Genomic DNA, 24,429 nt, shown 5'->3' with positions numbered 1-24,429 from the left:
ATCAAGGGCGGGCCGGGTGGTTGGACACCTGGCCCGCCCGTCTTTCTGGGGTTAGAAGCCCTCCGCCTCCTGCTCGCATCCGGAGCAGGCGCAGTTGGGGCACTTCGGGGTGAGCGGGTGGGAGAGGCACGCGCCCGTCTCCATGACCACGTCGCAGTACTCGCAGATCTCGCGGCCTTCGGGCGTCTCGTTCATCTCGGCTGCTCCGTTCGTCGTGCTGTGTACACAGCTAAGCATGAGCTGTGTACACAGCACAAGGGGTTGGTGCATGATTCCTCTAGGCTCACTGTGTAGACAGCTAGGAGGAGACATGGCAGCGGCTCGTACGGGGCGAGGAGAGACCCCTATCCAGCACATCCGCATGGCGGATGACCTCTGGAAGGCGTTCCAGGCTCGCGCGAAGGACGTTGACGGCATCAGTGGTCCGGAGGCCATTCGCCGGCTGGCGGTCCGCTACGTCCTGGGAGAGGTGAAGGCTGGACCGAAGAAGGAATGGGGCCCAGTCCGCGCCGAGTCCGCAGAACGTTCGGACACGCCCGATAACGATCAACGCTAGCCAACGCATAAAAGTGCAGGTCAGCCGCAATATGGGAGCGTCCTTGCAGGTCATGGCGTCGCGTCAAAACTTCCGCTTCAACGTCTGACGGCCGTTCCCGCGCGCCTCCGGCGGCGGTGCGTGACACTTCGCTACGCTGTGTTGCCGACACAGTCATGGTGACGTGCCGAACGTGTTTAAGTGTCAACCACTTTGGGCCCCCGCGCGTCGAATCGTCACGGCGTTCACGCTGACTCGGGAGGCCCCTCATGATCCGTCGCATCATCCGGAAACGACGCCCCGCTCCGACGCTCGCGGGGATCAGCCTGGAGGAGGAGCTGGCCCTGATCAGGGTCGAGCTCATGTACGGCCTGCGCGTCAACAGGGAGGCCTACCTGCGCAGGAAGGTGGACGAGCGCAACGAGATGGTCAGCCGGATGCGCGAGCGCGACGCCGCGGAGATGCTGGCCGACCTGCGCGGCTCGCTGGAGCGGTCGGTCCGCCCGACGGTCGTCGACCTCCAGAGCAGGACCGCCGTCGAGAGCGGGGCCGCCGCCGTCCAGAGCATGGCTTCCGAGCCGCAGAGCCGCACCGGCGTCGTCGACCTGCAGAGCCGGCGACGGGGCCGTTCCCTGCAGGATCCCGAGCCCGCCTGACCCGGCCTCCGCGTCCCCGGCCCATACCGAATGCGCAGGTCGTGAGAGGTCCATGCCTATTTTGGACAGGAATCCGTGGCCGTCGCGCTAGGCGGTTTTAGGCGTTTGTCCTGGTCAAAAGCCGTTTCTACCGGGAACTCACAGGAATCGGCACTGGGGCCTGCCGTGGGGCCCCGGTTTGCCGTGAGGGCGGTCGTGCCTGCAGCATGGGCGTGGCTTTCCTGGAACAATGGCGGAGACCGGATAGGGTGACTACTTCACCGCGGATGATGGGGATCGGCAACGGACGACACCGCGCCAGCCGGGGGGATCGGCGCGAGCGGAGGCGTGATGGCTCGTAGGTCTACCGTCCAGCACGATCCTCGGATCGCTGACGGGCCCGGGCTTTCCGCGACCCTGGACCCAGCCGACTACGACGTGCCGCCGCCCCGCAGGCCGCGGCGCGGTGGCTGGTCCGGCGGTGGCGGACGGTGGCTCGTCTGGGTGGGCCGCATCATTCTCTGGGCGCTTATTGTGGTTATCGTGGTGAATGGGATTCGTGCCCCATTTGAGCGATTTACCCAGCAAGAGGGCCCAACGTCCAATGCGGGTGCTCCGGTGGCGGAGACAGGTTTCCCCACGCAGCGGGGGATGGCGTTCGCTGCCCAGTTCGCGGGCGTCTATCTCAATTTCGGTCCCGACGACGCGGACAGCAGGTCGCGCAAGCTCGCGGCCTTCCTGCCCGACGCCTCCGACCCGCAGATGGGCTGGGACGGCTTCGGCAAGCTGGCCGCCGTCGCGATCCAGGCGTACGACATCGAGGTCGGCGACGACCAGAACGCCGTGGTCAGCGTGGCCTTCCAGTCCGGACCGCGGCGGATGATGCTGTCGGTGCCGATCTACTACTCGGGCGACGAGGGCGGCAGGCGGTTCGTGGTGTCAGGGCGGCCGGCGATCCTGCCCGCCCCCGCTCCCGCCGAGCTGCCCCAGATCGCGCCCCCGGAGACCGACGACGCGGCCGCCGCCGAGCTGAAGCCGCAGTTGGAAGGCTTCTTCAAGGACTACGCCTCCGGCGACGCCGCCGGGCTGCAGCGTTACGTCGCCGCCGGCAAGAGCCTGCCCAGCTTCGGCGGCGCGTTCACCTTCGCCGAGCTCAAGAAGGTCGTGGTGCCTGTGGGGGGTGCCACAAGAGAGATCCAGGCGGTGGTCGTGTGGGTCGTCCCGAACGGCGACGCCCCGCCCACCCCGAACACCACCGACCCCGCGGCGGTCGGCGCGCGTTTGGAACAGGCCTACCGGCTCACCGTCGAGAAGCAGGGCGACAAATGGTTCGTCGCCGACATACGTGGCGCCGGGCGGGTCGTTGACTAAAGGCCCGTCCGCGCCGCCGAACGGTACCCCCCGGGAGGACGAGAAGTGACCTTGAAGACCATAGTGCTCTCCTTGCTGCAGCTGACGCCGGCGCCCACGTCGACCGGCATCGACACCGGAGGGCTCGCCGACTTCCTACGGGCGTTCTTCGCCCCGTTGTTCCTGGTGGTGGTGTCGGTGGTCGCGCTCTTCTTCCTCTTCACCCGGGAGATCACCCGGTTCGTCCAGTTCCTGATCCTGGCGGTGGCCATCGGGGTGATCTTCTACGTTCCCAACATCATCGAGGTGACGGCGAAGGCGATCGCCGGCGCACTGGGCATCAAGTAAAGGGTTGAGACCGTCCGGCGGCGGTCATACACGAGCGGGTGGAGAGGAGGAGGGACCGGGTGGACCTGCCCACGTACACGAACATCTGGCGCATCGAGAAGCGGCTCTACAAGCTGTACGACCTACGCCTGCCGATGCCGCTTCCCATCGTCTGGATCGGCGTCTTCGTCGGGGTGTTCGTCCCGTGGTCCCTCCTGCTGATCCTGGTGGGCGTGCCGGTCGCGATGCCGTGGCACGTGCTGTTCCTGGTGCCGCCGGGCATCGTGACGTGGCTGTCGACCCGTCCCGTCATCGAGGGCAAGCGGCTCAACGAGCTGCTGGAGTCCCAGATGCGCTACCTGGGCGAGCCGAAGGCCTGGTACCGCCTCGCGCCCGGGGCCGAGCCGGAAACGGTCACCTTCTCCGCCCGCGTGTGGCGTACCACGCCGGTCCGGGTCAAGGCGCGGCGCCCCGCCAAGGCGCGGCAGGCCCAGCGGCGCGCCGAGGCGCAGCGGGCGGCGGGCCCGAGGCAGGTCCGGCCGGCGGTCGCCGCCGCTGCCGCCGCGGCCGGGCAGGCGCCGGTCGCCGCCGAGCCGGCGACCGGGCGTACGGGCTGGGGCACCCGCCGCGGCACGGCACCCGCCCTGCGCGGCCGGGTCCGGCAGGGCACCGCCGAAGCCCTCCCCGCCGGCCGCGACCGCTCCCCAGGCCGCACCCCCGGCAACGAGCCACCCACCCCGGACCGGCCTTCGGCCGCGGCCCGCGAACAGGCCCGGCAGGAGGACGGCGCGCAGACCGCGCGCAGGCAGGCCCGGCAGGTGGACGGCGCGCAGACCGCGCGCAGGCAGGCCCGGCGGGAACACGGCGCGCAGGTCGTGCGCGGGCAGGTCCGGCAGGAAGACGGCGCGCAGGCCATGCCCGGGCAGGGGCGGCAGGAGGACGGCGGGCGCCGTAAGGGCGGCAAGCGGCGGATCTTCGGCCGGGAGGACGCGGTCCAGGAGGCCGCCAGCCAGCAGAGTGCCCTTCGAGAGGCCGCGCTGCGCGAGGCCGCCCTCCGTGAGGCGACCCTGCGCGAGGCGACCCTCAGCGAGGCCGCCCTTCGCGAGGCCGCGCAGGGAGCAGGCCAGGAGCCGGTGAGCCGGCTCGCGAACCCGCCGCATCCCACGCAGGAGCCCGCCGCTCCCGAGCAGCCCGAGCCGAGGACCCGCGAGCGCGGCGAGGCGCAGGCCCGTGAGCTGGGCGAGCTGGGTGACCGCGAGCGTGAGGATGTCCCAGGTCAGGGGCAAGGCGCTGCGTCCGCTCGGGGGCGCTCAGCAGAGGCGCAGCTCCCGACCGAGGCCGAGACCGAGACCGAGGTTGAGGCGCAGGTCCCTGACGAAGCCGCCGAGACCCAGAGCCGGGACGTCCGTGGTGGGACGGTCGTGCCGATTCGCTCGGGTCAGGGCCGTAAGTCCGCCGCCGCGAAGCCGATCGACACCGAGGCGCTGCGGCGGCTGAGGAGACTGGCGGCGAGCGCCGACGCCCCGTCGTCCGACGCCACGGCCCGTGCGGATGCCCGTACGGACACCGGTGACCGGGTGGACAGCGAACGGCACGAGGACGAGATCGCCCGCGACCAGCACCGGAAGGGGCAGCCGCCGAGGCTGGGCCCGGCCCTGGTGCTCTCGGGCCCGCACCGGGCCTGGCCACCGCTCGACCCCAACGCCAAGCCCTTGCCCCGCCCCCCGGCCCCCCGCCCCGAGCGGTCAGCCGGCGACGCGGCCACTGATGCGCGGGCGGGCAGCGGCGACGGCACACCCGCGACCACGTCCAGCGCCCCCGGCGGCACGACTCTTGGCCGTCCCGCTGCCGGCGCGGACGCGGAGTCGGCGCGTACTCGGGGGGACGACCACCTCGCACCGAGGGAATCGGCGACACCGGGCACCGACCCCGCCGACAGCACCCCTGAGGCCAGCGGCACGCCTGTCGGCACCGACGACGGCCACGGCGCCGGAGCAGACGGCGGGACGGCGAGCGACGTTTCGGCGGGCGGCAAGGTAGCGAACGCTCCCTCCGCCGGCGACACCAAGGACATCAGCCTCGCTGAGAGTGGCGGTGCCGAGGGGCAGGTGGTTTCCAGAAGCACCGGCGGCACCGAGGCCACCGGCGGCGCCCAAGCCACCGGCAGCGCCGAGGCCACCGGCAGCACTGAGACCACCGAGGATGACGGCAGTGCCGGGCGTACGGGCAGTGGCGAGCCCGGTCGGAGCAGCGTGCTCGCCCCGGGCGGTGAGCTCATCCAGAGTGCTGAGCCTGGCCAGAGCGATGAGCTCACTCGGAGTGGCGAGCCTGGCCAGGGCGCTGAATCCACTGGGAGTGGCGAGGCCGCACGGAGTGCCGAGCCCTCTGGGGGTGCCGAGCCCATCGAGAGCGGTGAGTCCGCGCAGGGCGGTGAGGCTGCCGGTGCTGGTGGGGTTGAGGGTGGCGGAGCTGCCGGAGGGGAGCGGGGTCGGCGGGCCGGAGGGTGGCCGCGGTTGGCACCTGTGCCGTCCGACGCGCCTGCACCCGCAGCGCCCCGCGGCCCTGAGCGGCCGGTTGCTCCTGAGCGGCCCGCTGCCTCCGAGCGGCCCGCTGCCTCCGAGCGGCCGGTTGCCTCTGAACGGCCCGCTGCCTCTGAGCGGCCGGTTGCTTCTGAACAGCCTGCTGCCTCCGAGCGGCCGGCTGCCTCCGAGCAGCGCGTTGCTTCTGAGCGGCCGGTTGCGCCGCTGAGGGGGCGGGCCGGCGGGGCGGGGGATGGGCGGACCGGTGAGTACGTGGCGCCTGTGCCGGGGCCGAGGCCCGGGGAGGGGCGGGTGAGGCGGGTCGAGTCCGTCGTCGGCCGGGACTCCGGCGGGTGGCGGCGCATCGCGCAGGTCGTGGTCGGTGGCTCCTCGGTACGCACCGACGGCTCCGAGATCGACGAGGCCCGCGCCAGGGCGGTGTTCAGCGGGAGCCGCAGGATCCTGGTCCTCGGCTGCACGGGCGGCGCCGGTCAGAGCACCACGGCTCTCATGCTGGGCCACACCTTCGCCCTGTACCGTGACGACAGGGTCGTCGCCGTCGACGCCAACACCGGCGGCAGCACCCTGACCAGCAGGATCGAACCCGAGACTCCTGAGACGCTCACCTCGCTGCTGTCCGGTCTCGACCGGGTCAGCGGCTATCTGACGATGCGCGGCTACACCACGAGGACGGCCACCGGCCTTGAGGTGATCAGCGCCGACACCGACGCGGGCGCCGAGCAGCGCCTGGCGGACCGGTCGCTCTTCTCCGACCACCGCCTGGGCGAGTCCATGAGGCTGCTCGACCGCCACTACAAGCTGGCCGTCATCGACCCGGCCGCCGCGCTGGCGGCCCGCCTCCTGCCGTACGCCGACCAGCTCGTCCTGGTGGTCCCGGCGAGCGAGGAGGCGTCGGAGGCGGTGGCGATGACGTACGAGTGGCTCGACGGGCACGGCTGCGCGGAGCTGCGCAGGCGTGCGGTGATGGTCGTGAACGGCGTGAGCAGGCGTTCGATGGCCGATGTCGAGCAGGCGGAGTCGGTGGCCAGGGGCAGGTGCCGGGCCATCGTCAGGGTCCCCTGGGAGGACGATCTCGCCCCGGGCGGGGCGGAGGTCGTCGATCCCGGGCAGTTGCGCGCGGCCGGGCGGCGGGCCTACCTCGCCCTCGCGGGCGTGGTGGTCGCGGGCTTCGCCGCCCAGTCGGCCCAGACGGCGCGGACAGCGCAGTCGGCGCAGAGCGTACGACCGAGCGATGAGGAGTTGGCGAGTGACCCCCCGGGCACGAGAATCGGTGAGCGTTAAGTGAACAAGCGAGCAGGTCTGGCCCGTTCATGCGCCGAGGGGGCGGCATGAGCAGGGCGTCCCGAGCGCACCAGCGCCTCGCGGTCCGCTACTTCGACGACCGCATCCTGCTCACAGACTCCTGCGCATGGGCGTATTTCCGCCTTCCGACGGTCAGCTACGAGTTCGTCACTCCTGAGGAACGGGAGGCGCTGGCCACCAACATCACGATCGCGCTGGCCGCGATCAGGATGCCCGACGCCGAGGTCCATCTGCGGGTGGCGCACCGCACCTACCCGGCCGCCGAGTGGGCGATGGCGCTCAACGCCACCTCCGACGAGGGTCCCGGCTGGCGCGACTACCTGGAGGAGATGTACCGCCACGTCTGGGCGAAGGACTTCTGGACCAAGGAGGTCTATCTCGGCGTACGCCTGGGGCCGCGCGGCAAGCAGCTCGGCAGCGGCGTGCTCGCCCAGCTCCTCGGCTTCTACCAGAAGACGGAGAAGTCGCTCGGCATGACGGACGACCACGTTCCCGACAGCGAGATCGGCCGCTGGACCGAGCAGGCGGAGCGGCTCGGCCGGGCACTCGCGTCGAGCGCCCTCTACGCCCGCCACGCCACCTCCGTCGAGGTGGCGTGGTTGTTCCAGCACGCGGCGGCGGGCGCGTCGGGCGATCCCGCGCCGTCGGCGAGCCCGCGCAGGCGGTGGGGAAGGGGCGAGATCGAGACGCTGGTCGAGGGCGAGATCCACAACGGCAGGAGCCTGCTGCGGATCGTGCAGCCGCAGGGCGACTCGTACGTGGCCCACCTGTCGTTCGCCCGTTTCCCCGACCTGATGCCGTTCCCCGACGGCGAGCCGTGGATGCACTTCGCCGACCAGCTCCCGTTCCCGGTGGAGATCTCCTCCAGGATGCGGCTGATCCCGCCGGTGAAGGCGTCGAAGGACGTGGCGCGCAAGCTGGCGCACGCCCGCGACATGGACCACCACATCCGTGAGGCGGGCGCGGAGGCGCCGCTGGCGCTGGCCGAGCAGATCGACGCGGCCCGGATGCTGGAGCACGGCATCACCAAGGAGCGCCTGCCCTTCGTGTACGGCTGGCACCGGCTGATCGTCTCGGCCCCGACCGAGGACATCTGCGTGCAGCGGGTGGAGGCGGTGGTCGAGCACTACAGGGACATGGGCATCGACGTGGTCAACTCGACCGGTGACCAGTTCTCGCTGTTCTGCGAGGCGCTGCCGGGCGAGAAGGTGCGGGTCAACGCCTACGCCCAGCGTCAGCCGCTGCGTACGATCGCGGGCGGCATGGCCACGGCCACCGTCGATCTCGGCGACCGGCTGGGCGAGGGCAGCGAGGGCTGGCTGGGGCCGTACATCGGGGAGACCGTCGGCAGGGCTCGCAGCATCGTGCACTTCGACCCGCTGGTGGCGGCCACCCGCAACCGGCCGACGGCCATCGCGATCACCGGTGAGCCGGGCGGCGGCAAGACCACGCTCGCGCTGCTGATGATCTACCAGATGGCGTTGCGCGGCGTCACGGTCGCGGTGATCGACCCGAAGGGCGACGCCGAGTCGCTGGTGCGGCTGCTGGACAAGCGCGGGCGCAAGGCCAGGACCATCCCGCTGGGCTCGGCGGCACCGGGTCTGCTGGACCCGTTCTCGTTCGGCGACGACATCGCGGCGAAGAAGACCATGGCCACCGAGACGCTGCGGCTGCTGCTGCCGCGCATGTCGGAGGAGCGCGAGTCGGCGATGATCCAGGCGGTCGCCGCGGTCTCCAACCAGCCCGACCCGTCGCTCGGCAAGGTCGTCGACCACCTGGAGCAGGCCGACGACCCGGCGTCGAAGAACCTCGGCGCGGTGCTGCGCTCGATGTCGGAGATGCACCTCGCCCGGCTCTGCTTCGATCCCTCCGGCGGCGACCAGATCGACACCGAGGGGTGGACGACCGTCTTCACGCTGGGCGGCCTCACCCTCCCCGACGTGGCCACGACCAGGGAGGACTACTCCTACGAGCAGCGGCTGTCGGTGGCCCTGCTCTACCTGGTGTCGCAGTTCGCGCGCAGGCTGATGAACGGCCTCGACCGGCGCGCCCCCAAGGCGATCTTCCTGGACGAGGCGTGGGCGATCACCTCGACGCCCGAGGGCGCCAAGCTGGTGCCCGAGGTCAGCCGGATGGGCCGTTCCCGCAACACCGCGCTCGTGCTGGTCTCGCAGAACGCGGGGGACCTGCTGAACGAGCAGGTGACCAACTGCCTGTCGTCGGTGTTCGCGTTCAGGTCCACCGAGCGGGTGGAGGTGAACCACGTGATGTCCCTCCTGGGGGTGGAGGCGTCGGAGGAGCACAAGGCCGTGCTGCGCTCGCTCGGCAACGGCGAGTGCATTTTCCGCGATCTGGACGGCAGGGCCGGCCGCATCGGAGTGGACCTGGTCTCCGACGAGCTGCTCCGCTGGCTCGACACGAACCCGACACACGACAAACCCGATCGCGACGGGCATGATGATCTTCAAGGGGGCGTGGGCAGGCCGCAGGAGGTACGGTCATGAAGATCCGGCTATCCCGACGACTGGCGCTGGCACTCGCGCTGGTCACCGGCATCATCGTGGTGCCGCTGGTCGTGGGCGGGCTGTCCGCGCCGGCCGCGGCGGCACCGTGCGACCTTTCCGGTCCGCTCACGCCTGAGGTGGTGGGCGGCGGCACCGACGGGCTCATCCAGGCCCCCACCCCGGCCGGCGCCCAGGCGAGCGCCCCGGTCACCAACTACGGCCAGTTCGGCATGAGCGGCCAGTTCTGGCACACGCACGAGCTGGGCTGCAGCGACTACGTCGCGGTGCTCGGCAACATGTGGGCCAACGGCATCTTCACGGCGGCCAAGGCCATCGACCGGCTGACGATCACCACGTACCAGGCGGCCGCCACCGAGGGGCCGCTCCAGGCGATCAAGGACGTCGTCGACGACATCGTCACGAACCTGGCCAACGCCATGTACTGGCCGTTCCTGCGGCCGATCGTGATCCTCGGCGCGATCTGGCTCGCCTGGTACGGCCTGATCCGCAAGCGCGCCACCACGACCGCCGAGGGCGTCATCTGGATGGTGCTCGCGGTCACCGTCGCGACCTGGTTCTTCAGCCGTCCCGGCGACTTCACCGGCCTCGGCAAGGTCGTCACGGACAAGACCGGCGAGGTCGTCAACTCGGCCTTCTCCGGCCTGCCCGGCGCGGGCGGCGCGTCCTGCCTGCCGCCGCCCGGCCAGACGAACGCCGAGCTCAAGCCCGGCGGCTACGGCCAGGTCGGCACGCCAGGCGTCGAGCAGAACGCCGACGCGCTGTGGTCCACGCTGGTCTGCAAGCCGTGGCTGGTGGGCCTGTTCGGCACCGCCGACCCGCAGCAGCCGATCGTGCGCGACTGGGGCCGCAAGGTCCTGGAGATGCAGTCGATCCCGCCCGCCGTGGCCGGGCAGGCGGCCCCCGACGTGGGGGCGCGCCAGCAGGAGTACGCCTCCCTGGCCGACAAGCTCAGGAACGACCCCCGCTACACGGTCTTCTCCGGCCGCGACTGGTCCAACCGGCTCGGCGTGGCGGTCGGCGCGTTCATCGCCGCCATCGTGGCCGGCCTGCTCATCTTCCTGGTGGCGGTCTCGCTGCTGGTGCTCAAGGTGGGCTTCCTGCTGCTGCTGATCCTCGGGCCGGTGTTCCTGCTCATCGGCGTGCATCCGGGCAGCGGCAGGATCGTCGCCATGCGCTGGGTGGAGATGCTCGTCGGCACGCTGCTCCGGCAGGCGGTGCTGACGCTGGTGCTCGGCGTGCTCGTGTACGGGTACGCGCTGATCATCTCCACCACCATGCCGTGGGGCATGCAGGTGCTGTTCATGGCCCTGCTGACGATCGCGGTGTTCTTCTACCGGCGTCCGTTCCAGCACCTGTTCGCCTCACTCAACGGTCACACGGTCGCCACCCGGATGCTCGGCGAGGCCGCCAGCTCGTCGGTGCTGGAGCGTTCGGCGGCGGTGCTGCCGCCGGTCGCCTCGGCCCGCATCGGGCGCTGGGGGCTGCGCAAGGCCGAGCCCGTCATCCGCGCGGCCGCCGCGGCGAGCGGCGCGGGCGCGGGCGCGGCTGCCGTGGCCTCGACGGCGGGGCAGGCGCGCGTACGGGCCGAGGACGGCGACGCCGCGGCGGCGGGCACCCGCATCCCGGCCACGGCCGCGCCGCTCGACACCGACGCCCAGGGCGGCAAGGCGGGCGCGCGGGCGCCGCTGGAGCCGCGCCGGGGCACCGCGCCGCCGCTCAACCTGGGCGGCGCGGCCCGCTCCGGCGGAGGGGCCGCCGGGCCGCGCGTGAGCGGCGCGGGCGGGCCCCGGGTGGGCGGCGCGGGCGGCTCGCCCAGAGCGGCCTCCGGCGCGTCCCCGGGCGGCTCGGGTGGTTCTTCCGGCGGCTCGGGCGGTTCGGGCGGCTCCGGCGGTGGCGGCGGTGGCGGTGGTGGCGGTTGGTTCGGCGGCGGGTCGGGCGGGGGCTGGGCCTCGCGTGGCGGCTCGTCCGGCGTGCGCAACGGCTCCGCCCGCAGCTCCAGGTTCGGCGGCTCGGGCGGCACCCGGTCGCGCGGCTCCGGCGGGTCGGGCGGCGGCTCGAACGGCAGGTCCGGCGGCGGATCCAGCGGCAGGTCCGGCGGCGGCGGTGGCGGCAGCCTGTTCGGCGGCGGCTCGCGCAACGGAGCCCGGCCGAGCGGCGGCGCACGCGGCAACGGCGGCCCCGCCCGCTCCTCCGGCGGCTCGCGGATCTTCGGCGGCTCCGACGAGCCCGCCTCGCGCGCCTCCGAGGCCCCGCCTCTGTGGCTGCGTGGCAGCGGCAGGAACGGCGGCTCCGAGGAGACGTCCGTACCGTTCTGGCTCAAGCCGAACACCCCCGACAAGGACTGAACAGGGACGTAACATGGCGCAGCCAGGTGACAGGCGGGGGGCCGCCTTCGCCGTCATCGTCGTGATCATCGCCGCGGTCGGCATCTACCTCATGTGGGCGGACTGGGAGGATCCTCCCGAGCAGCAGCCGCAGGCCGCGCCGCCCACACGGGTGGCCATCGTCACCCCGACGCCGCTGGCGACCGCGAGCAACGCGCCGTTCGACGTCTACGACTACCTGCCGATGCGGAAGGAACAGCTCGCCGCGGCGGCGGACCTCGCCGAGCGGTTCACCGCCGTGTACGGCACCTTCCGCTACGACGAGGACCCGGCGGACTACGCCGGCCGGCTGAAGGCGTACACGACGCCCGAGCTCGGCGCCCTGCTGACCCGCACGGTCACGTCGGCGGGCGCCGTCGAGCAGAACCGCGCCGACGAGCTCGTCTCGCAGGCCACGGCCAAGCTCAAGGAGATCAGACAGGTCGGCAAGGGCTCCATCATCTTCGTCGTGACCGGCAACCGCCAGGTCACGGCGAAGAGCGGCGACAAACTGCTCACCGAGGAGTACGCGGTGACCGTGAGCGAGTCCGGCAGCGACTGGCGGATCTTCGACATCATGCCCGCCGACGAGGGCCAGGACGGTGACACCGGGTGAACGTCTCGCGCACGCGCCTCGCCCTCCTGGTCGGGCTGGCCGGGGCGCTCCTGCTGGTGCTGGTCATCGTCTCGCCGATGCTGCTGATGTCGATGCCCTCGTTCATCAGCGACGGCCGCACCTCGTTCGACTGCACCGACGACGCCCAGGTGGAGGAGGTCTCCGACACCGCCACCTCGGACATCCCCGACGACTACCTGAAGCTCTACAAGGAGTACGGCAAGAGGATCGGCGTCCAGTGGAACATCCTGGCCGCCGTGGGCAAGCGCGAGACCGACCACGGCCGCTCCACGCTGCCCGGCGTGCGCAGCGGCACCAACTCGGCCGGCGCGGCCGGGCCGATGCAGTTCCTCATCTCGACCTGGGGCGGCAAGGCCAGGGTGCCCGTGGAGACGCCGTTCACCGGGTACGCCTCCGACGGCGACGGCGACGGCATCGGCGACGTCTACAACCCGGCCGACGCGATCCTCGGCGCGGCCCGCATGCTGAAGCGCAACGGCGCGCCGGAGAACGTGCGGCAGGCGCTGTTCGTCTACAACCGCGCCTGGTGGTACGTCGACCAGGTCGAGGAGATCGCCAGGAAGTACGCCAAGTCCGGCGACGTGAAGGTGCCGCCGCAGGCGGAGGAGGAGTGCGACGAGCCGCTGATCGAGGCCGCGCCGACGACCGTGGTCGCCAAGATCCTGGCGTACGCGCTGGCGCAGCGCGGCAAGCCGTACCTGTGGGGCGGCACGGGGCCGGACGCCTTCGACTGCTCGGGGGTGATCTACGCGGCGTACCGGTCGGCGGGGCTGCAGATCCCGCGTACGACGTTCGGGCAGTGGCCGTTCGGCGTGCGCGTGTTAGAAGGTCAGGAGCAGCCCGGCGACCTGGTCTTCTTCAACGCCGGGCCGGGCACCTCGGCGAACAACCCGGGACACGTCGGGCTGGTCGTCTCCAAGGGAAAGATGCTGGAGGCCCGGTGCACGCTGTGCGGTCCCATCAAGGTGACCAGCTACTCCGCCCGCGGCAACCGCATCGGCTTCACCCGTCCGCTGCAGAACCCGGCTGTTCTCGACCAGCTCCAGAAGCTGCAGAATCCTGCCCTGTGAGGAAACTCGACGCATGAGCGTGATCGTGGTCGTGGCCGCCGTGATCGTCGACCCGGACGGCCGGGTCCTGGCCGCGCAGCGGGCCGAGCCGCCGGCGCTCGCCGGCGGATGGGAGTTCCCCGGCGGGAAGGTGGACCCCGGCGAGGGCGAGGAGGAGGCGCTGGTCCGGGAGTGCCGCGAGGAACTGGGCGTCGAGATCGCGGTCGGCGAACGCGTCGGCGGCGACTGGCCGCTCTCCCCGGGGTACGTGATGCGCGTCTGGCTGGCCGCCCTCGCCTCGGGCACCCCCGAGGCGCGGGAGCACATGGCGTTGCGGTGGCTGGCGCCGGACGAGTACTACGACGTCGACTGGCTCGGGGCGGACCTGCCCGTCATGAAGACCGTGGAGAGCATCCTCCTGGCTGATTGAGTCCTCCCGCTCTGTGACACAATGGTTACTAGGCGTGATTACGGGTTTGTGTCACAGCGGGGGAGTTTGGCGATGCGTCGTGGCTGGATGCTGGCCGGGGTGGTGATCCTGGCCGCCGTGCCCGCCGTGCCGGTGGCGGCGAGCGGGGTGTCGCTGGTGCTGGAGCGGGTCGAACCGGCCGAGGACGGCGTGGGCAAGTGGCTCCGTACGGGGGACATGCAGCGGTTCCGGGTCCGCGTCAACGGGATGTCCGCCGGCGGCGGGCGGGTCGTCGTGGCGGCCGCCCCGGCGGCGGCGCTGTCGGCGGTGACCTGCGAACGTCCGAGCCCTGCCGCTCCGGCCCCGGGCTTCCAGACGCCGGTTACGGAGCGTAAGGCGCTCGCCGTGCAGCCGGGCGTGGCGGCGCGGCTCGCCGACCGCGCGCTGACCCTGGCGGGGGTCACCGAACGGGGTGACGCGGCCACGGTGTCCGGGGCGCGGATGTGCCGGCTCGGGAGCGAGGCGGGGGCGCGTTCCGTCGACGTGACGGTGACCGCTCCGGAGGGGACCGGTGAGGTGGTGCTGGCCGCCGTCGCCAAGGTGCGTCACGAGGCGGACGGCGCGGCGGAGACGGTGGAGGAGACCGTCACCACGCCCGTCGTGAGCGGCGGTCCGGTGCTTGCTGGGGCGGCGGTCGAGTCCGCCGCGCCGGCCGCGGTGAACGGGGGCCGCCAGCCTCTGCCGGCCCCTGTGGAGCCGGATCGCGTGGGCGGCGCCCCTACCACCCACCACTGCTTCCCGGCGCACCGCTGCCCCGTGCCGGTCCTCGACCAGGCCCCGCCCCCGTACACCGACACCGCCACAGGCAACGCCCAGCCCGCCCAGCCGAGTGTGGCGCACCAGGACCGGGCGGGAGCCGGGTGGCTGCAGGGCTCCGAGGATGTGCTTGTCGCACCCCAGGGAGTGGGACAGGCGCAGGCGCCGGGGCAAGGACAGGGCCAGGGGCAAGCGCAGGGGCAGGGGCAGGTGACCGGTGGGGGGCAGCCCTCGGCGCCGCAAGTCCTTCCCCAGGGGCCCTTCGCCCGTGCGCCCGAGCAGAGAGGGCAGGCGGGGCAGATCAGGCGTGCCAGGCAGGCTAGGCGAGTGGGGCACGGGGAGCGGCGGGGTCACAGGGAGCAGGCCGGGCCGCAAGCCCGCACTGCCCCGTCCGCGCAGGACGTTCCGCCCGCGGCGACCGCGCCACAGGCCCGGGTCGCGCCACAGACGCACACGGCTCCAAGAGCCCAAGCCGCGTCTCCCGCGCACGTGGGTCGAAGAGTGTCGGCCGTGCCTCAGGTGCCGGGGTTGGCTGGTTCTCAGGTGCCCCAGGGGGTCGGGGCTGTGGGGCAGGGGCTTTCCGGGGTTCGGTCGCCGGAGGTGGCGGGGGAGGCTGGGGCTCTGGCGGTTCCGCCGGCTGGGGTCGGTGGGTTGCTGGGGGCTGGGCCGGTTGTGCCGTCGGCCGGGGTCGGCGGGTTCCCCGCGGATGGTGGGTCGGGGGTCGGTGGGTCCCCTGCGGACGGTGGGTCCGGGGTCGGTGGGGCGTCCGGCGGTGGGGCGTCCGGCGGCGGGGCGTCCGGCGGTGGGGCGTCCGGCGGCGGGGCGGCCGGGGGTGGGTCGCTGGCGGGTTCGTCCTTGGCGGGTGGGGTGCTCCCGGGTGGGCCGGGTGTGCCGCCGGGTGGTGAGGGCGGGTTCGGGGTGCCTCTGCCGGTCGAGTTGCGGATGGCGCACGAGAAGCCGCGGCCGGTGGCCGCTGTGGTCAATCCGTTGAAGGGAAGCCTCGGCCACGTGCTCGCCGCGGCCGCTGTTGCTACGCTTCTTGCAGGGCTCTGGGGAATTGTCACGGTACAAAAGCGCAGCAAACGTAAGATGGTGCGGTAAAACGGGCTTTACTGTTACTTTGACCCGACTAGTATTCCCTTGACCATGGTTCCGGGACTACGCGGAGGGCACTGGTGGCACGCACGCGAGCGACAGCCGTCTCCGCCATCGTCCTGGCGCTCGGCCTGGCCGGCGTCGGCGCGACGCCGTTCATCGTGCAGAGCGCCAGCGCCTCCGTGGCGCTCGACCCGGTCGAGCCCTGCGACGCCGGCGACACCACGTGCCAGAACGACCCCCAGACCACGGTCACGGTGACCACCACGTTAGGCACGCCCGAGCCGACCGACGTGCCGGAGACGACGATCACCAGGACGGTGACGGCGACCCCGACGAAGAAGACCACCGCCCCCACCAAGAGGCCCACCACGGCCCCCGCGACCACGCAGGCGCCGGAGCCGCCCACCCAGAACGTCGCGCCGCCGACCACCCAGGCCGAAGAGCCCCCGGTGCTGCCCACCGCGTCCCCCACGTCGGAGGAGCCGGATGTCCTGGTTCCCTCCGTCGCCCAGGACACGCCGACGACCGTGCCGAGCGAGACGCAGGTCGCCTCCTCCGAGGAGGTGCCGCTGGAGTTGCGGGCCGCGGCGCCGGAGTTCGACGAGAAGACGCTGACGCAGAAGCTCAGCATCCCTGCGCTGGTGCTGGTGCTGCTCGCGCTGTTCGCGGTGCTGATCTTCGAGGGAAGGCTGCGGCGGATGGCCCACGCGGCCGCCGTGCGCAAGGCGGGCCCGGCTGCGGGCTACCCGCCGGCGGGCGCTCCCGGCTATCCGCCCCCGCCGGGTGGCCCCGGTTATCCGGCCGGCCCCGGGTACGCGAGCGCGGGCTTCGCCGCTCCCGGCTATCCGGGCGGCACGGCGTACGCGCCGATCATCAGTTTCGTGCCGGTGCAGACGTACGCGAGCGGCCCGGTGCAGTACGCCCCGATGTACCAGGATCCCGGCCATCCGTACCCGCCGCAGGGCTACGAGCAGGAGCCGCCCGCGGCGCCGCCCGAGCCACCGCCCGTGGTGCTGCACCCCGACGACTACAGCCACGAGCCCGTCCAGGAGGCTCAGGAGAAGGACTACCGCGACCCGTTCGAGCCGCTGGTCCCGCCCGCTCCGCCGGCGGACATCCCGCCGGGCGGGGGCGCGCCGGTGGACGACGGGCACGAGCACCCGCTCGGCCCGGCCGCGGCGGCCGAGCCCGGCGACTCCGAGCCGTGGCAGCAGGCGCCCGCCGGGTCGCTGTTCCAGCCCGCGCAGCCGTACGACCGGCCTCAGGAGGAGCAGGGACAGTACGATCCGCCGCCGTACGTGCCGGCCGACGGGGAGGCGACGATGGTCCAGCCTGAGCCGACCAGGGAGCTGCCGGAGGAGAAGCGCAGGCGCTTCCGCCGCCACGCCAAGGACTGAGCGCGAACATGAAGGAAGGGGGCCGGTGTCCGTACCGGCCCCCTTCCTCATGCGCGGGTCACGACTTGGCGCGACGGAAGATCTTGTTGCCCAGCCACACCAGCGGGTCGTACTTGCGGTCCACGACGCGCTCCTTCATCGGGATGAGCGCGTTGTCGGTGATCTTGATGTGCTCGGGGCAGACCTCGGTGCAGCACTTGGTGATGTTGCAGTAGCCGAGCCCGTGCTCGGACTGCGCCGCCTCCTGCCGGTCGGCCACGTCGTACGGGTGCATGTCCAGCTCGGCGATCCGCATGAGGAAGCGCGGCCCGGAGAAGTTGGCCTTGTTCTCCTCATGGTCGCGGATCACGTGGCAGACGTTGTTGCACATGAAGCACTCGATGCACTTGCGGAACTCCTGGGACCGCTCGACGTCGACCTGCTTCATGCGGTACTCGCCGGGCCGCACGTCGGCGGGCGGCGTGAAGGAGGGGACCTCCCTGGCCTTCTGGTAGTTGAAGGACACGTCGGTCACGAGGTCCTTGATGACCGGGAACGTCCGCATCGGCGTGACCGTGATGGTCTCGTCCTCCGAGAAGGTGGACATCCGGGTCATGCAGCCCAGCCGTGGCTTGCCGTTGATCTCCATGCTGCACGAGCCGCACTTGCCGGCCTTGCAGTTCCACCGTACGGCCAGGTCGGGCGCCTGCGTCGCCTGGAGCCGGTGGATGATGTCGAGGACGACCTCGCCCTCGTTGACCTCGACGGTGAAGTCCTCGAGTTTGCCTTCGCCGCCCTCACCGCGCCAGACCTTGAACTTTGCCTTGTAGCTCATGACTTCTTCGCTATCCCGTCGAACTCGGCCATCTCTTCGTCGGTGAGATACTTCTGCAGCTCGTCCCGGTCGAACAGGGTGATCAGGTCGTCCCGCATGGGGGGCTGTTCCTTCTCGACCACCTGCACCGAGGAGCCGTCCTCGCTGGAGCAGACGAGCAGCTTGCGCCGCCACTCCGGGTTCATGCCGGGGAAGTCGTCGCGGGTGTGCCCGCCGCGGCTCTCCTCGCGCAGCAGCGCGGCCCTCGCCACGCACTCCGACACCAGCACCATGTTGCGCAGGTCGAGCGCGAGGTGCCAGCCGGGGTTGTAGATGCGGGACCCGCCCGCCCCGACCATGCGCACGCGCTCCTTGAGCTTCTCCACGGTCTGCAGCGCCTCGGCGACCTCCTCGGCCTTGCGGATGATGCCGACCAGGTCGTTCATGGTCCGCTGCAGCTCGTGGTGCACCTCGTACGGGTTCTCGCCGCTGCGGCCGAGCGGGGCGAGCGCCTCCTCGCGGGCCGACTCGACGGACTCGGGGCTGACCTTGGGCCGGGCGGGGAGCCCGTCCACGTACGCGGCCGCGCCCGCGCCCGCCCGGCGCCCGAACACCAGCAGGTCGGACAGCGAGTTGCCGCCCAGCCGGTTGGAGCCGTGCATGCCGCCGGACACCTCGCCGGCCGCGAACAGACCGGGGACGTCGGCCGCGCCGGTGTCGGCGTCCACCTCGACGCCGCCCATGATGTAGTGGCAGGTCGGGCCCACCTGCATGGGCTCGGCGGTGATGTCGACGTCGGCCAGCTCCTTGAACTGGTGGTGCATCGACGGCAGCCGCTTCTTGATCTCCTCGGCGGGCAGCCGGGTGGACACGTCGAGGAACACGCCGCCCTGCGGTGATCCGCGACCGGCCTTGACCTCGGCGTTGATCGCGCGGGCCACCTCGTCACGGGGCAGCAGCTCGGGCGGGCGCCGGTTGTTGGCCTGGTCGGTGTACCAGCGGTCGCCCTCCTCCTCGGTGGTCGCGTACTTGTCCTTGAAGACGTCGGGGATGTAGTCGAACATGAAGCGCTTGCCCTCGGAGTTGCGCAGCACCCCGCCGTCGCCGCGGACGGACTCGGTGACGAGGATGCCGCGCACGGACGGCGGCCAGACCATCCCCGTGGGGTGGAACTGGATGAACTCCATGTTGATGAGCTTCGCGCCGGCCAGCAGGGCCAGGGCGTGCCCGTCGCCGGTGTACTCCCAGGAGTTGGAGGTGACGACGTACGACTTGCCGATGCCGCCGGTGGCGAGGACCACGGCCGGGGTGTCGAAGAGGACGAGGTTGCCGGTCTCGCGCCAGTAGCCGAACGCGCCGGAGATGCGCTCGCCGTCCTTGAGCAGCCGGGTGACCGTGCACTCGGCGAAGACCTTGATGTAGGCCTCGTAGTCGCCGTGGTTCTCGTAGTCCTCCTGCTGCAGCGCGACCACGCGCTGCTGGAGGGTGCGGATCAGCTCCAGGCCGGTACGGTCGCCCACGTGTGCGAGCCGCGGGTACTCGTGACCGCCGAAGTTCCGCTGGCTGATCTTGCCGTCCTTGGTGCGGTCGAACAGCGCGCCCCAGGCCTCCAGCTCCCAGACCCGGTCGGGCGCCTCCTTGGCGTGCAGCTCGGCCATGCGCCAGTTGTTGAGGAACTTGCCGCCGCGCATGGTGTCGCGGAAGTGCACCATCCAGTTGTCGTCGGGGTTGACGTTGCCCATCGCGGCGGCGGCGCCACCCTCGGCCATGACGGTGTGCGCCTTGCCGAACAGCGACTTGCAGACGATCGCCGTCCTCTTGCCCTGCTGCCGGGCCTCGATCGCGGCGCGCAGGCCGGCTCCGCCCGCGCCGATGACGACGACGTCGTATTCGTGACGTTCGATTTCCACTGGTTGATCCTTTTAGGCGAACGGGAAGGCGATGATGCCCTTGGCGACCATGCGGACGTAGAAGTCGGCGATCATGACCGAGAACATCGAGGCCCAGGCGAGCTGCTGGTGCTTGGCGTTGAGCTTGGAGATGAACGTCCAGGCCCGGTAGCGCAGCGGATGGCGGGAGAAGTGGTTGAGCCTGCCCGCGGTGATGTGCCGGCACGAGTGGCACGACAGCGTGTACATGTTGATGAGGACGGCGTTGATGACCAGGATCCAGGTGCCGAGGCCGAGGGGCTTGTGGACGAGCGCCAGGACGGCGTCGTAGGCCAGGACGAGGCCGATCAGGATGGCCGCGTAGAAGAAGTAGCGGTGGATGTTCTGCAGGATCAGCGGGAAGCGGCGCTCACCGGTGTACTTGCCGTGCGGCTCCTGCACCGCGCACGCGGGCGGCGACAACCAGAACGAGCGGTAGTACGACTTGCGGTAGTAGTAGCAGGTGAGCCGGAACCCGCCGGGCAGCCCGAGGATGAGCAGGCCGGGCGGCAGGGTGTACCAGTCACCGAACGGCGCCCACCCGAACAACCGCGCGCCCTCGGGACAGGAGGACGCCAGGCAGGGTGAGGCGAACGGTGCGATGTACGGATCGACGAAGTAGCTGTTGTCGATGATCGCCCATACACCGTAGACAAGGAACGAGCTGAGCCCGAGGAATGTGACCAGTGGGGCCAGCCACCATCTGTCGGTGCGCAGGGTGCGCACCTTGACTTGCGCACGCTGCCTTCTGACCGGTGCTTCGGGCGTCGTCTGGGTCATCGCGGACCTCTCCACCTCCCACGGACCCGTCGCGCAGGGGGTCCGAGGTTCGTTTCACTGGGCGCGCGTGCCGGCGGTGCTCGCCGCTCCAGGCGCGCATTGGTGGGGGATACGTTACGACGGTCGCATCTCGATTTGTGAGCGGGGTCACTCACTTTTTCGATGACCGGCTGTGATTCCTGTCACGTAGCCCGTCAGGGGCGCTACCCATGGGCCGGCAACTTAACCACGGTCACGAAAAAATCGTCTATTTGGCGCACAACCCGGATGAACTGCTCAAAATCGACAGGCTTGGTGACGTACGCGTTGGCGTGCAGCCGGTAGCTGTGCAGGATGTCCTCCTCCGCCTCCGACGTCGTCAGGACCACCACCGGGATCGTGGCCAGCGCCGGGTCCGCCTTGATCTCGCTCAGCACCTCCAGCCCGCTCATCCGCGGCAGGTTGAGGTCGAGCAGGATCAGGTCGGGGCACGGCACGCCCGCGTAGCTCCCCTCCCGGCGCAGGAACGCCACCGCCTGCTCGCCGTCGTTGACCACGTGCAGCCGGTTGCGCACCTTGTTGAGGTCGAACGCCTCGCGGGTGAGCAGGATGTCGCCCTGGTCGTCCTCGACCAGCAGCACCTCGATCGGCCGTCCCTCACTCATCGGCGCCTCCCGCCGGCGGCAGCGTCCAGCGGAACGTCGCGCCCCGGCCCTCGCCGGTGTCGTCCAGCCAGAGCTGCCCGCCGTGAAACTCGACGATCTTGCGGCACAGCGCCAGCCCGATGCCGGTGCCCGGATAGACGTCGCGGGCGTGCAGGCGCTGGAAGATCAGGAAGATGCGGTCGGCGTACTTGGGCTCGACGCCGATGCCGTTGTCGGCGCAGCTGAACTCCCACATCTCGCCCTCCCGCCGGGCCTCGACGTGCACGCGCGGGGGCTCCTCCGAGCGGAACTTCACCGCGTTCTCGACGAGGTTCTGGAAGAGCTGGGTGAGCTGCACCCGGTTGCCGTGGATCGCGGGCAGCTCGCCCCTCGTCACCGTGGCCCCGGTGTCCTCGATCGTCGCCGAGAGGTTGTCCAGCGCCTGGTCGAGGGCCGCGCCGGAGTCGACCGTGGTGCGCGCGCCGGTGACCCGGCCGACCCTGGAGAAGTCCAGCAGGTCGTTGATCAGGAGCTGCATGCGCTTGGCGCCGTCCACCGCGTAGTGGATGTACTGGCGGGCCCGGTCGTCGAGCTGCGGGCCGTAGCGCTGCTCCAGCATCTGCGTGAAGCTCGCGACCTTGCGCAGCGGCTCCTGGAGGTCGTGGCTGGCCACGTACGCGAACTGCTCCAGCTCGCCGTTGGAGCGGCGCAGCTCCTCGGCCTGGTCGCTGGCCGTCCGCCAGGCCGACACGATGCGGTCGCGCATGGCGTCGACGTGGCTGGACAGCTCCGCCAGCTCGGCCGGACGGTCGACGTGCAGGGCGTGGTCGAAGTCGCCGGCCGCCACCGTGCGCACCTGCTCGGTGAGCTGGCGGATGGGCTTCAGCACGGCGTAGCGCACGATGAACGCGAGCCCCACGCCGCAGGCCAGCAGCACCGCGAACAGCACGGTCAGCGCCCCGTTGAGCCGCGCGACCTGCGCGTCCACCTCGGGGCGGGGGGACAGGGCCTGGGTGTCGGCGATCATCATCATCGTGGTCACGGCGCCGGCGGCGAAGGCCGTGCCCGCCACCGCGCCGATGAACAGGAACCAGCGGGCGAGCGGCAGCCGGCCGAGCCCGGTCGGCTCCCTCGGGGGCGGCAGGGGATGGATGATCACGGGGTCCTCCTGCTCACGCCGTCCTCCTGCTCACCACGACGACGGCGAGGTCGTCGCTCAGCGTGCCCGCGTGCCGGATCAGCCGGTCGAGGTCGACCGCGCCGTGCTCGCGGACGAGGCCGACCAGGCCGTCCACGCCCAGCAGCTCGTCGCGGTCGCCCACGGCCGCCTCGATCAGCCCGTCGGTGTAGAACATGATCGACCACTTGTCGCCCAGCGGCACGTCGATCACCGACCACTCGGCGTCGGGGAAGATGCCGAGCGGCGGCCCGGACGGCCCGCCCTCCAGCACCTCGACCGTGCCGTCGCGCACCAGCACCGGCGGCGGGTGCCCGACCACCCGCATCCGCGCGCTCCGCAGGTCGGGGGCGATCGTCGCCGTGCACAGCGTGGTGAAGATCTCCGGCGCCTTGCGCTCGGCCCGCAGCAGGGTGTCGAGCGTGCGCAGCAGCGTGCCGCCGGTCTGGCCGGCGAGCACCAGCGTGCGCCAGGCGATGCGCAGGGCCACGCCCAGCGCCGCCTCGTCCGGACCGTGCCCGCACACGTCGCCCACCACCACGTGGAACGCGCCGTCCGGCGTCTGCACCGCGTCGAGGAAGTCGCCCGCCAGCGTGCCGCCGCTGCCCGGCAGATAGCGGGTCAGATGCTCGATCGCGTCGGACGTCAGCAGGGGACTGGGCAGCAGGCCGCGCTGGGTGCGCGCGTTCTCCTTGGCGATCAGCTCCGCCTGCACCAGCCTGAGCTGGGTCTGGTCGGCGCGCTTGCGCTCCATCGCGTAGCGGATGGCGCGGGTCAGCAGGGGCGCGTCGATGTCCTGCTTGACCAGGTAGTCCTGGGCGCCCGCCGAGACGGCGGCGACGCCGACGTGCGCGTCGCGTAACCCGGTGAGCACCAGCACGGCGGCGTGCGGCGCCATGGCCAGGACCTCCTCAAGCGCCTCCAGCCTGGTGGCGTCGGGGAGCGACAGGTCGACCAGCACGCACTGGATCCCGGGTGTGAGCTTCGTCCGCGCCTCCTGGAGGCTGCGCGCCCGGAAGATCCGCGGCGGCGCCGCGGCCTCCTGGAGCAGCTCCTCGACGAGGAAGGCGTCGCCGTCGTCGTCCTCCACGAGGAGCAGCGTCAGCGTCTCGCTGAGATGTGCCGTCAACCTTCCGCCTCACCGCGCGCTCGGGATCGTTGCTGCTCATTCTGCGATGAGTTCGACCCCTTGCGGAAGCGTGCCCTCCACCCCGGCCTCCACGACGAAGGACAGCAGCACGCCGCGGAACGCCTGCGCCGCCGTGGTCGGCTCGACGTCCTTGCGGTGCGCGAGCGCGATGGTCCGGCTGAGCCCCGGGGGCGCGAGCGGGGTGCCCGCCAGCCCCGGCCGGCCGTCGAGCACCATGGACGGCACCACGGCCACCCCCAGCCCGGCCTCCACGAACCGCAGCACGGCGTCCATCTCGCCGCCCTGCACCGCGAAGCGCGGCTCGAAGCCCGCGTGCCGGCAGGCGGCCAGCGTCGCCTCGCGCAGGTCGTAGCCGCGCCGGAACATCACCATCGGCCGCCCGCGCAGCTCGCCGATCTCCATGTACGGCCGCCGCGACCGCTCGTGCGAGGGCGAGACGACCACGAGGTTCTCCCGCAGGATCTCCTCGGTGACGAGGGCCGGGTCGTCGCTCTGCAACGGCATGATGATCAGCGACAGGTCGAGCTGCCCACGGGCCAGCGCCCGCACCAGGTCGCGCGAGCCGCCCTCCTCGACCAGCAGTTCGATCCCGGGATAGGCCCGGTGGAAGCGGGCGAGCGCGTCGGCGAGCAGCCCGGCGCAGAGCGACGGCGTGGCCCCGAGCCGGACCCGGCCCCGGCGCAGCCCGGCGAGCTGGGCGACCTCCTGCCGGGCGGTGTCGGCGTCGGCGAGCATGCGGCGGGCGAGCGGCAGCAGCGCCTCGCCGGCGGGCGTGAGCGTGACGTTGCCCCGGGCGCGCGAGAACAGCGGCGCGCCGAGGTCGGACTCCAGGGCCTTGATCTGCTTGCTCAGGGAGGGCTGGGCGACCCGCATGCGCTCGGCGGCCTGGGTGAAGTGCCTGGTCTCTGCGACGGCCACGAAGTAGGCGAGCTGTTGCAGCTGCATGTGATTTTCCTCGCACCGGCCGGCCGTATGGTGAGGAAAAGACCGGTCGT

Annotated in this window: 20 protein-coding genes; 11 read left to right on the top strand and 9 right to left on the bottom strand. The window is 71.6% G+C overall.

The features are described 5' to 3' along the window. Positions 1–51 precede the first annotated feature (51 nt). Entirely contained in the window at positions 52–195 is a 144-nt protein-coding gene (locus tag Nocox_RS36945) for a hypothetical protein (protein ID WP_020545083.1), read from the bottom strand. Positions 196–361: 166 nt separating this feature from the next. On the opposite strand from Nocox_RS36945, the gene Nocox_RS36940 reads away from it, so the two are divergent. The 10 genes from Nocox_RS36940 to Nocox_RS36895 all read left to right on the top strand — a co-directional run bounded on the left by Nocox_RS36940 (position 362) and on the right by Nocox_RS36895 (position 13,693). Next, on the top strand, positions 362–556 hold the full coding sequence (locus Nocox_RS36940) for a hypothetical protein (RefSeq protein ID WP_157383234.1): 195 nt from the start codon (positions 362–364) through the stop codon (positions 554–556). A 248-nt stretch (positions 557–804) separates the two neighbouring features. After that, entirely contained in the window at positions 805–1,191 is a 387-nt protein-coding gene (locus Nocox_RS36935; protein ID WP_020545082.1) for a hypothetical protein, read from the top strand. Positions 1,192–1,788: 597 nt separating this feature from the next. Beyond that, the gene (locus Nocox_RS36930) at positions 1,789–2,541 is read left to right on the top strand and encodes a conjugal transfer protein (protein ID WP_246649667.1); all 753 of its coding nucleotides are present in this window, start codon (positions 1,789–1,791) and stop codon (positions 2,539–2,541) included. Positions 2,542–2,604: 63 nt separating this feature from the next. Then, on the top strand, positions 2,605–2,868 hold the full coding sequence (locus Nocox_RS36925; protein ID WP_020545080.1) for a hypothetical protein: 264 nt from the start codon (positions 2,605–2,607) through the stop codon (positions 2,866–2,868). 59 nt (positions 2,869–2,927) lie between these two features. Then, entirely contained in the window at positions 2,928–6,668 is a 3,741-nt protein-coding gene (locus tag Nocox_RS36920) for a TcpE family conjugal transfer membrane protein (RefSeq protein WP_169577062.1), read from the top strand. 47 nt (positions 6,669–6,715) lie between these two features. Next, a complete protein-coding gene (locus Nocox_RS36915; protein WP_020545079.1) occupies positions 6,716–9,193 on the top strand; it encodes an ATP-binding protein in 2,478 nt (825 codons plus the stop codon). Next, the gene (locus Nocox_RS36910; RefSeq protein WP_026214741.1) at positions 9,190–11,559 is read left to right on the top strand and encodes a type IV secretion system protein; all 2,370 of its coding nucleotides are present in this window, start codon (positions 9,190–9,192) and stop codon (positions 11,557–11,559) included. The genes Nocox_RS36915 and Nocox_RS36910 overlap by 4 nt, the downstream gene beginning before the upstream one ends. Positions 11,560–11,572: 13 nt before the next feature. Then, entirely contained in the window at positions 11,573–12,193 is a 621-nt protein-coding gene (locus tag Nocox_RS36905) for a hypothetical protein (protein WP_020545078.1), read from the top strand. Beyond that, positions 12,190–13,284 carry a C40 family peptidase gene (locus Nocox_RS36900; protein WP_020545077.1) on the top strand — a complete coding sequence of 365 codons (1,095 nt, stop codon included), beginning with the start codon at positions 12,190–12,192 and terminating at the stop codon, positions 13,282–13,284. Before Nocox_RS36905 ends, Nocox_RS36900 begins: the two co-directional genes overlap by 4 nt. A 13-nt stretch (positions 13,285–13,297) precedes the next feature. Next, the gene (locus Nocox_RS36895) at positions 13,298–13,693 is read left to right on the top strand and encodes a (deoxy)nucleoside triphosphate pyrophosphohydrolase (RefSeq protein ID WP_020545076.1); all 396 of its coding nucleotides are present in this window, start codon (positions 13,298–13,300) and stop codon (positions 13,691–13,693) included. Between the two features lie 38 nt (positions 13,694–13,731). On the opposite strand, the gene Nocox_RS36890 is transcribed toward Nocox_RS36895, so the two are convergent. Then, positions 13,732–14,136 carry a hypothetical protein gene (locus Nocox_RS36890; protein WP_157383233.1) on the bottom strand — a complete coding sequence of 135 codons (405 nt, stop codon included), beginning with the start codon at positions 14,134–14,136 and terminating at the stop codon, positions 13,732–13,734. 1,527 nt (positions 14,137–15,663) lie between these two features. Here Nocox_RS36890 and Nocox_RS36885 point away from each other — a divergent pair. Further along, complete coding sequence (locus Nocox_RS36885) at positions 15,664–16,983, top strand: hypothetical protein (RefSeq protein ID WP_026214739.1); 1,320 nt, start codon at positions 15,664–15,666, stop codon at positions 16,981–16,983. Positions 16,984–17,041: 58 nt separating this feature from the next. Here Nocox_RS36885 and Nocox_RS36880 read toward each other — a convergent pair whose 3' ends face one another. The 7 genes from Nocox_RS36880 to Nocox_RS36850 all read right to left on the bottom strand — a co-directional run bounded on the left by Nocox_RS36880 (position 17,042) and on the right by Nocox_RS36850 (position 24,379). Beyond that, positions 17,042–17,797 carry a succinate dehydrogenase/fumarate reductase iron-sulfur subunit gene (locus tag Nocox_RS36880; protein ID WP_020545075.1) on the bottom strand — a complete coding sequence of 252 codons (756 nt, stop codon included), beginning with the start codon at positions 17,795–17,797 and terminating at the stop codon, positions 17,042–17,044. After that, positions 17,794–19,686: a fumarate reductase/succinate dehydrogenase flavoprotein subunit gene (locus tag Nocox_RS36875; protein ID WP_020545074.1), complete on the bottom strand. Its 1,893-nt coding sequence runs from the start codon at positions 19,684–19,686 to the stop codon at positions 17,794–17,796. Before Nocox_RS36875 ends, Nocox_RS36880 begins: the two co-directional genes overlap by 4 nt. Positions 19,687–19,698: 12 nt before the next feature. Continuing rightward, positions 19,699–20,484, bottom strand: coding sequence for a hypothetical protein (locus Nocox_RS36870; RefSeq protein WP_026214738.1), 786 nt, complete (start codon positions 20,482–20,484; stop codon positions 19,699–19,701). Between the two features lie 203 nt (positions 20,485–20,687). Further along, on the bottom strand, positions 20,688–21,128 hold the full coding sequence (locus Nocox_RS36865) for a response regulator (RefSeq protein ID WP_020545072.1): 441 nt from the start codon (positions 21,126–21,128) through the stop codon (positions 20,688–20,690). Then, positions 21,121–22,266: a sensor histidine kinase gene (locus Nocox_RS36860; RefSeq protein ID WP_051112658.1), complete on the bottom strand. Its 1,146-nt coding sequence runs from the start codon at positions 22,264–22,266 to the stop codon at positions 21,121–21,123. Before Nocox_RS36860 ends, Nocox_RS36865 begins: the two co-directional genes overlap by 8 nt. 13 nt (positions 22,267–22,279) lie before the next feature. Beyond that, complete coding sequence (locus Nocox_RS36855) at positions 22,280–23,413, bottom strand: PP2C family protein-serine/threonine phosphatase (protein ID WP_020545071.1); 1,134 nt, start codon at positions 23,411–23,413, stop codon at positions 22,280–22,282. 36 nt (positions 23,414–23,449) lie between these two features. Further along, on the bottom strand, positions 23,450–24,379 hold the full coding sequence (locus Nocox_RS36850; protein ID WP_020545070.1) for a LysR family transcriptional regulator: 930 nt from the start codon (positions 24,377–24,379) through the stop codon (positions 23,450–23,452). Between the last annotated feature and the right edge of the window lie 50 nt (positions 24,380–24,429).

It is taken from the genome of Nonomuraea coxensis DSM 45129 (assembly GCF_019397265.1).
GTDB classification, from domain to species: Bacteria; Actinomycetota; Actinomycetes; order Streptosporangiales; family Streptosporangiaceae; genus Nonomuraea; species Nonomuraea coxensis.
This window is presented reverse-complemented; position numbering and strand designations above follow the sequence as displayed.

What these genes read in the sequence shown, in the direction of transcription:
- Nocox_RS36880 (WP_020545075.1), bottom strand. Translation starts at nt 17,797, where the DNA reads ATGAGCTACAAGGCAAAGTTCAAGGTCTGGCGCGGTGAGGGCGGCGAA.
- Nocox_RS36870 (WP_026214738.1), bottom strand. Translation starts at nt 20,484, where the DNA reads ATGACCCAGACGACGCCCGAAGCACCGGTCAGAAGGCAGCGTGCGCAA.
- Nocox_RS36865 (WP_020545072.1), bottom strand. Translation starts at nt 21,128, where the DNA reads ATGAGTGAGGGACGGCCGATCGAGGTGCTGCTGGTCGAGGACGACCAG.
- Nocox_RS36935 (WP_020545082.1), top strand. Translation starts at nt 805, where the DNA reads ATGATCCGTCGCATCATCCGGAAACGACGCCCCGCTCCGACGCTCGCG.
- Nocox_RS36895 (WP_020545076.1), top strand. Translation starts at nt 13,298, where the DNA reads ATGAGCGTGATCGTGGTCGTGGCCGCCGTGATCGTCGACCCGGACGGC.
- Nocox_RS36945 (WP_020545083.1), bottom strand. Translation starts at nt 195, where the DNA reads ATGAACGAGACGCCCGAAGGCCGCGAGATCTGCGAGTACTGCGACGTG.
- Nocox_RS36850 (WP_020545070.1), bottom strand. Translation starts at nt 24,379, where the DNA reads ATGCAGCTGCAACAGCTCGCCTACTTCGTGGCCGTCGCAGAGACCAGG.
- Nocox_RS36940 (WP_157383234.1), top strand. Translation starts at nt 362, where the DNA reads ATGGCGGATGACCTCTGGAAGGCGTTCCAGGCTCGCGCGAAGGACGTT.
- Nocox_RS36915 (WP_020545079.1), top strand. Translation starts at nt 6,716, where the DNA reads ATGAGCAGGGCGTCCCGAGCGCACCAGCGCCTCGCGGTCCGCTACTTC.
- Nocox_RS36910 (WP_026214741.1), top strand. Translation starts at nt 9,190, where the DNA reads ATGAAGATCCGGCTATCCCGACGACTGGCGCTGGCACTCGCGCTGGTC.
- Nocox_RS36905 (WP_020545078.1), top strand. Translation starts at nt 11,573, where the DNA reads ATGGCGCAGCCAGGTGACAGGCGGGGGGCCGCCTTCGCCGTCATCGTC.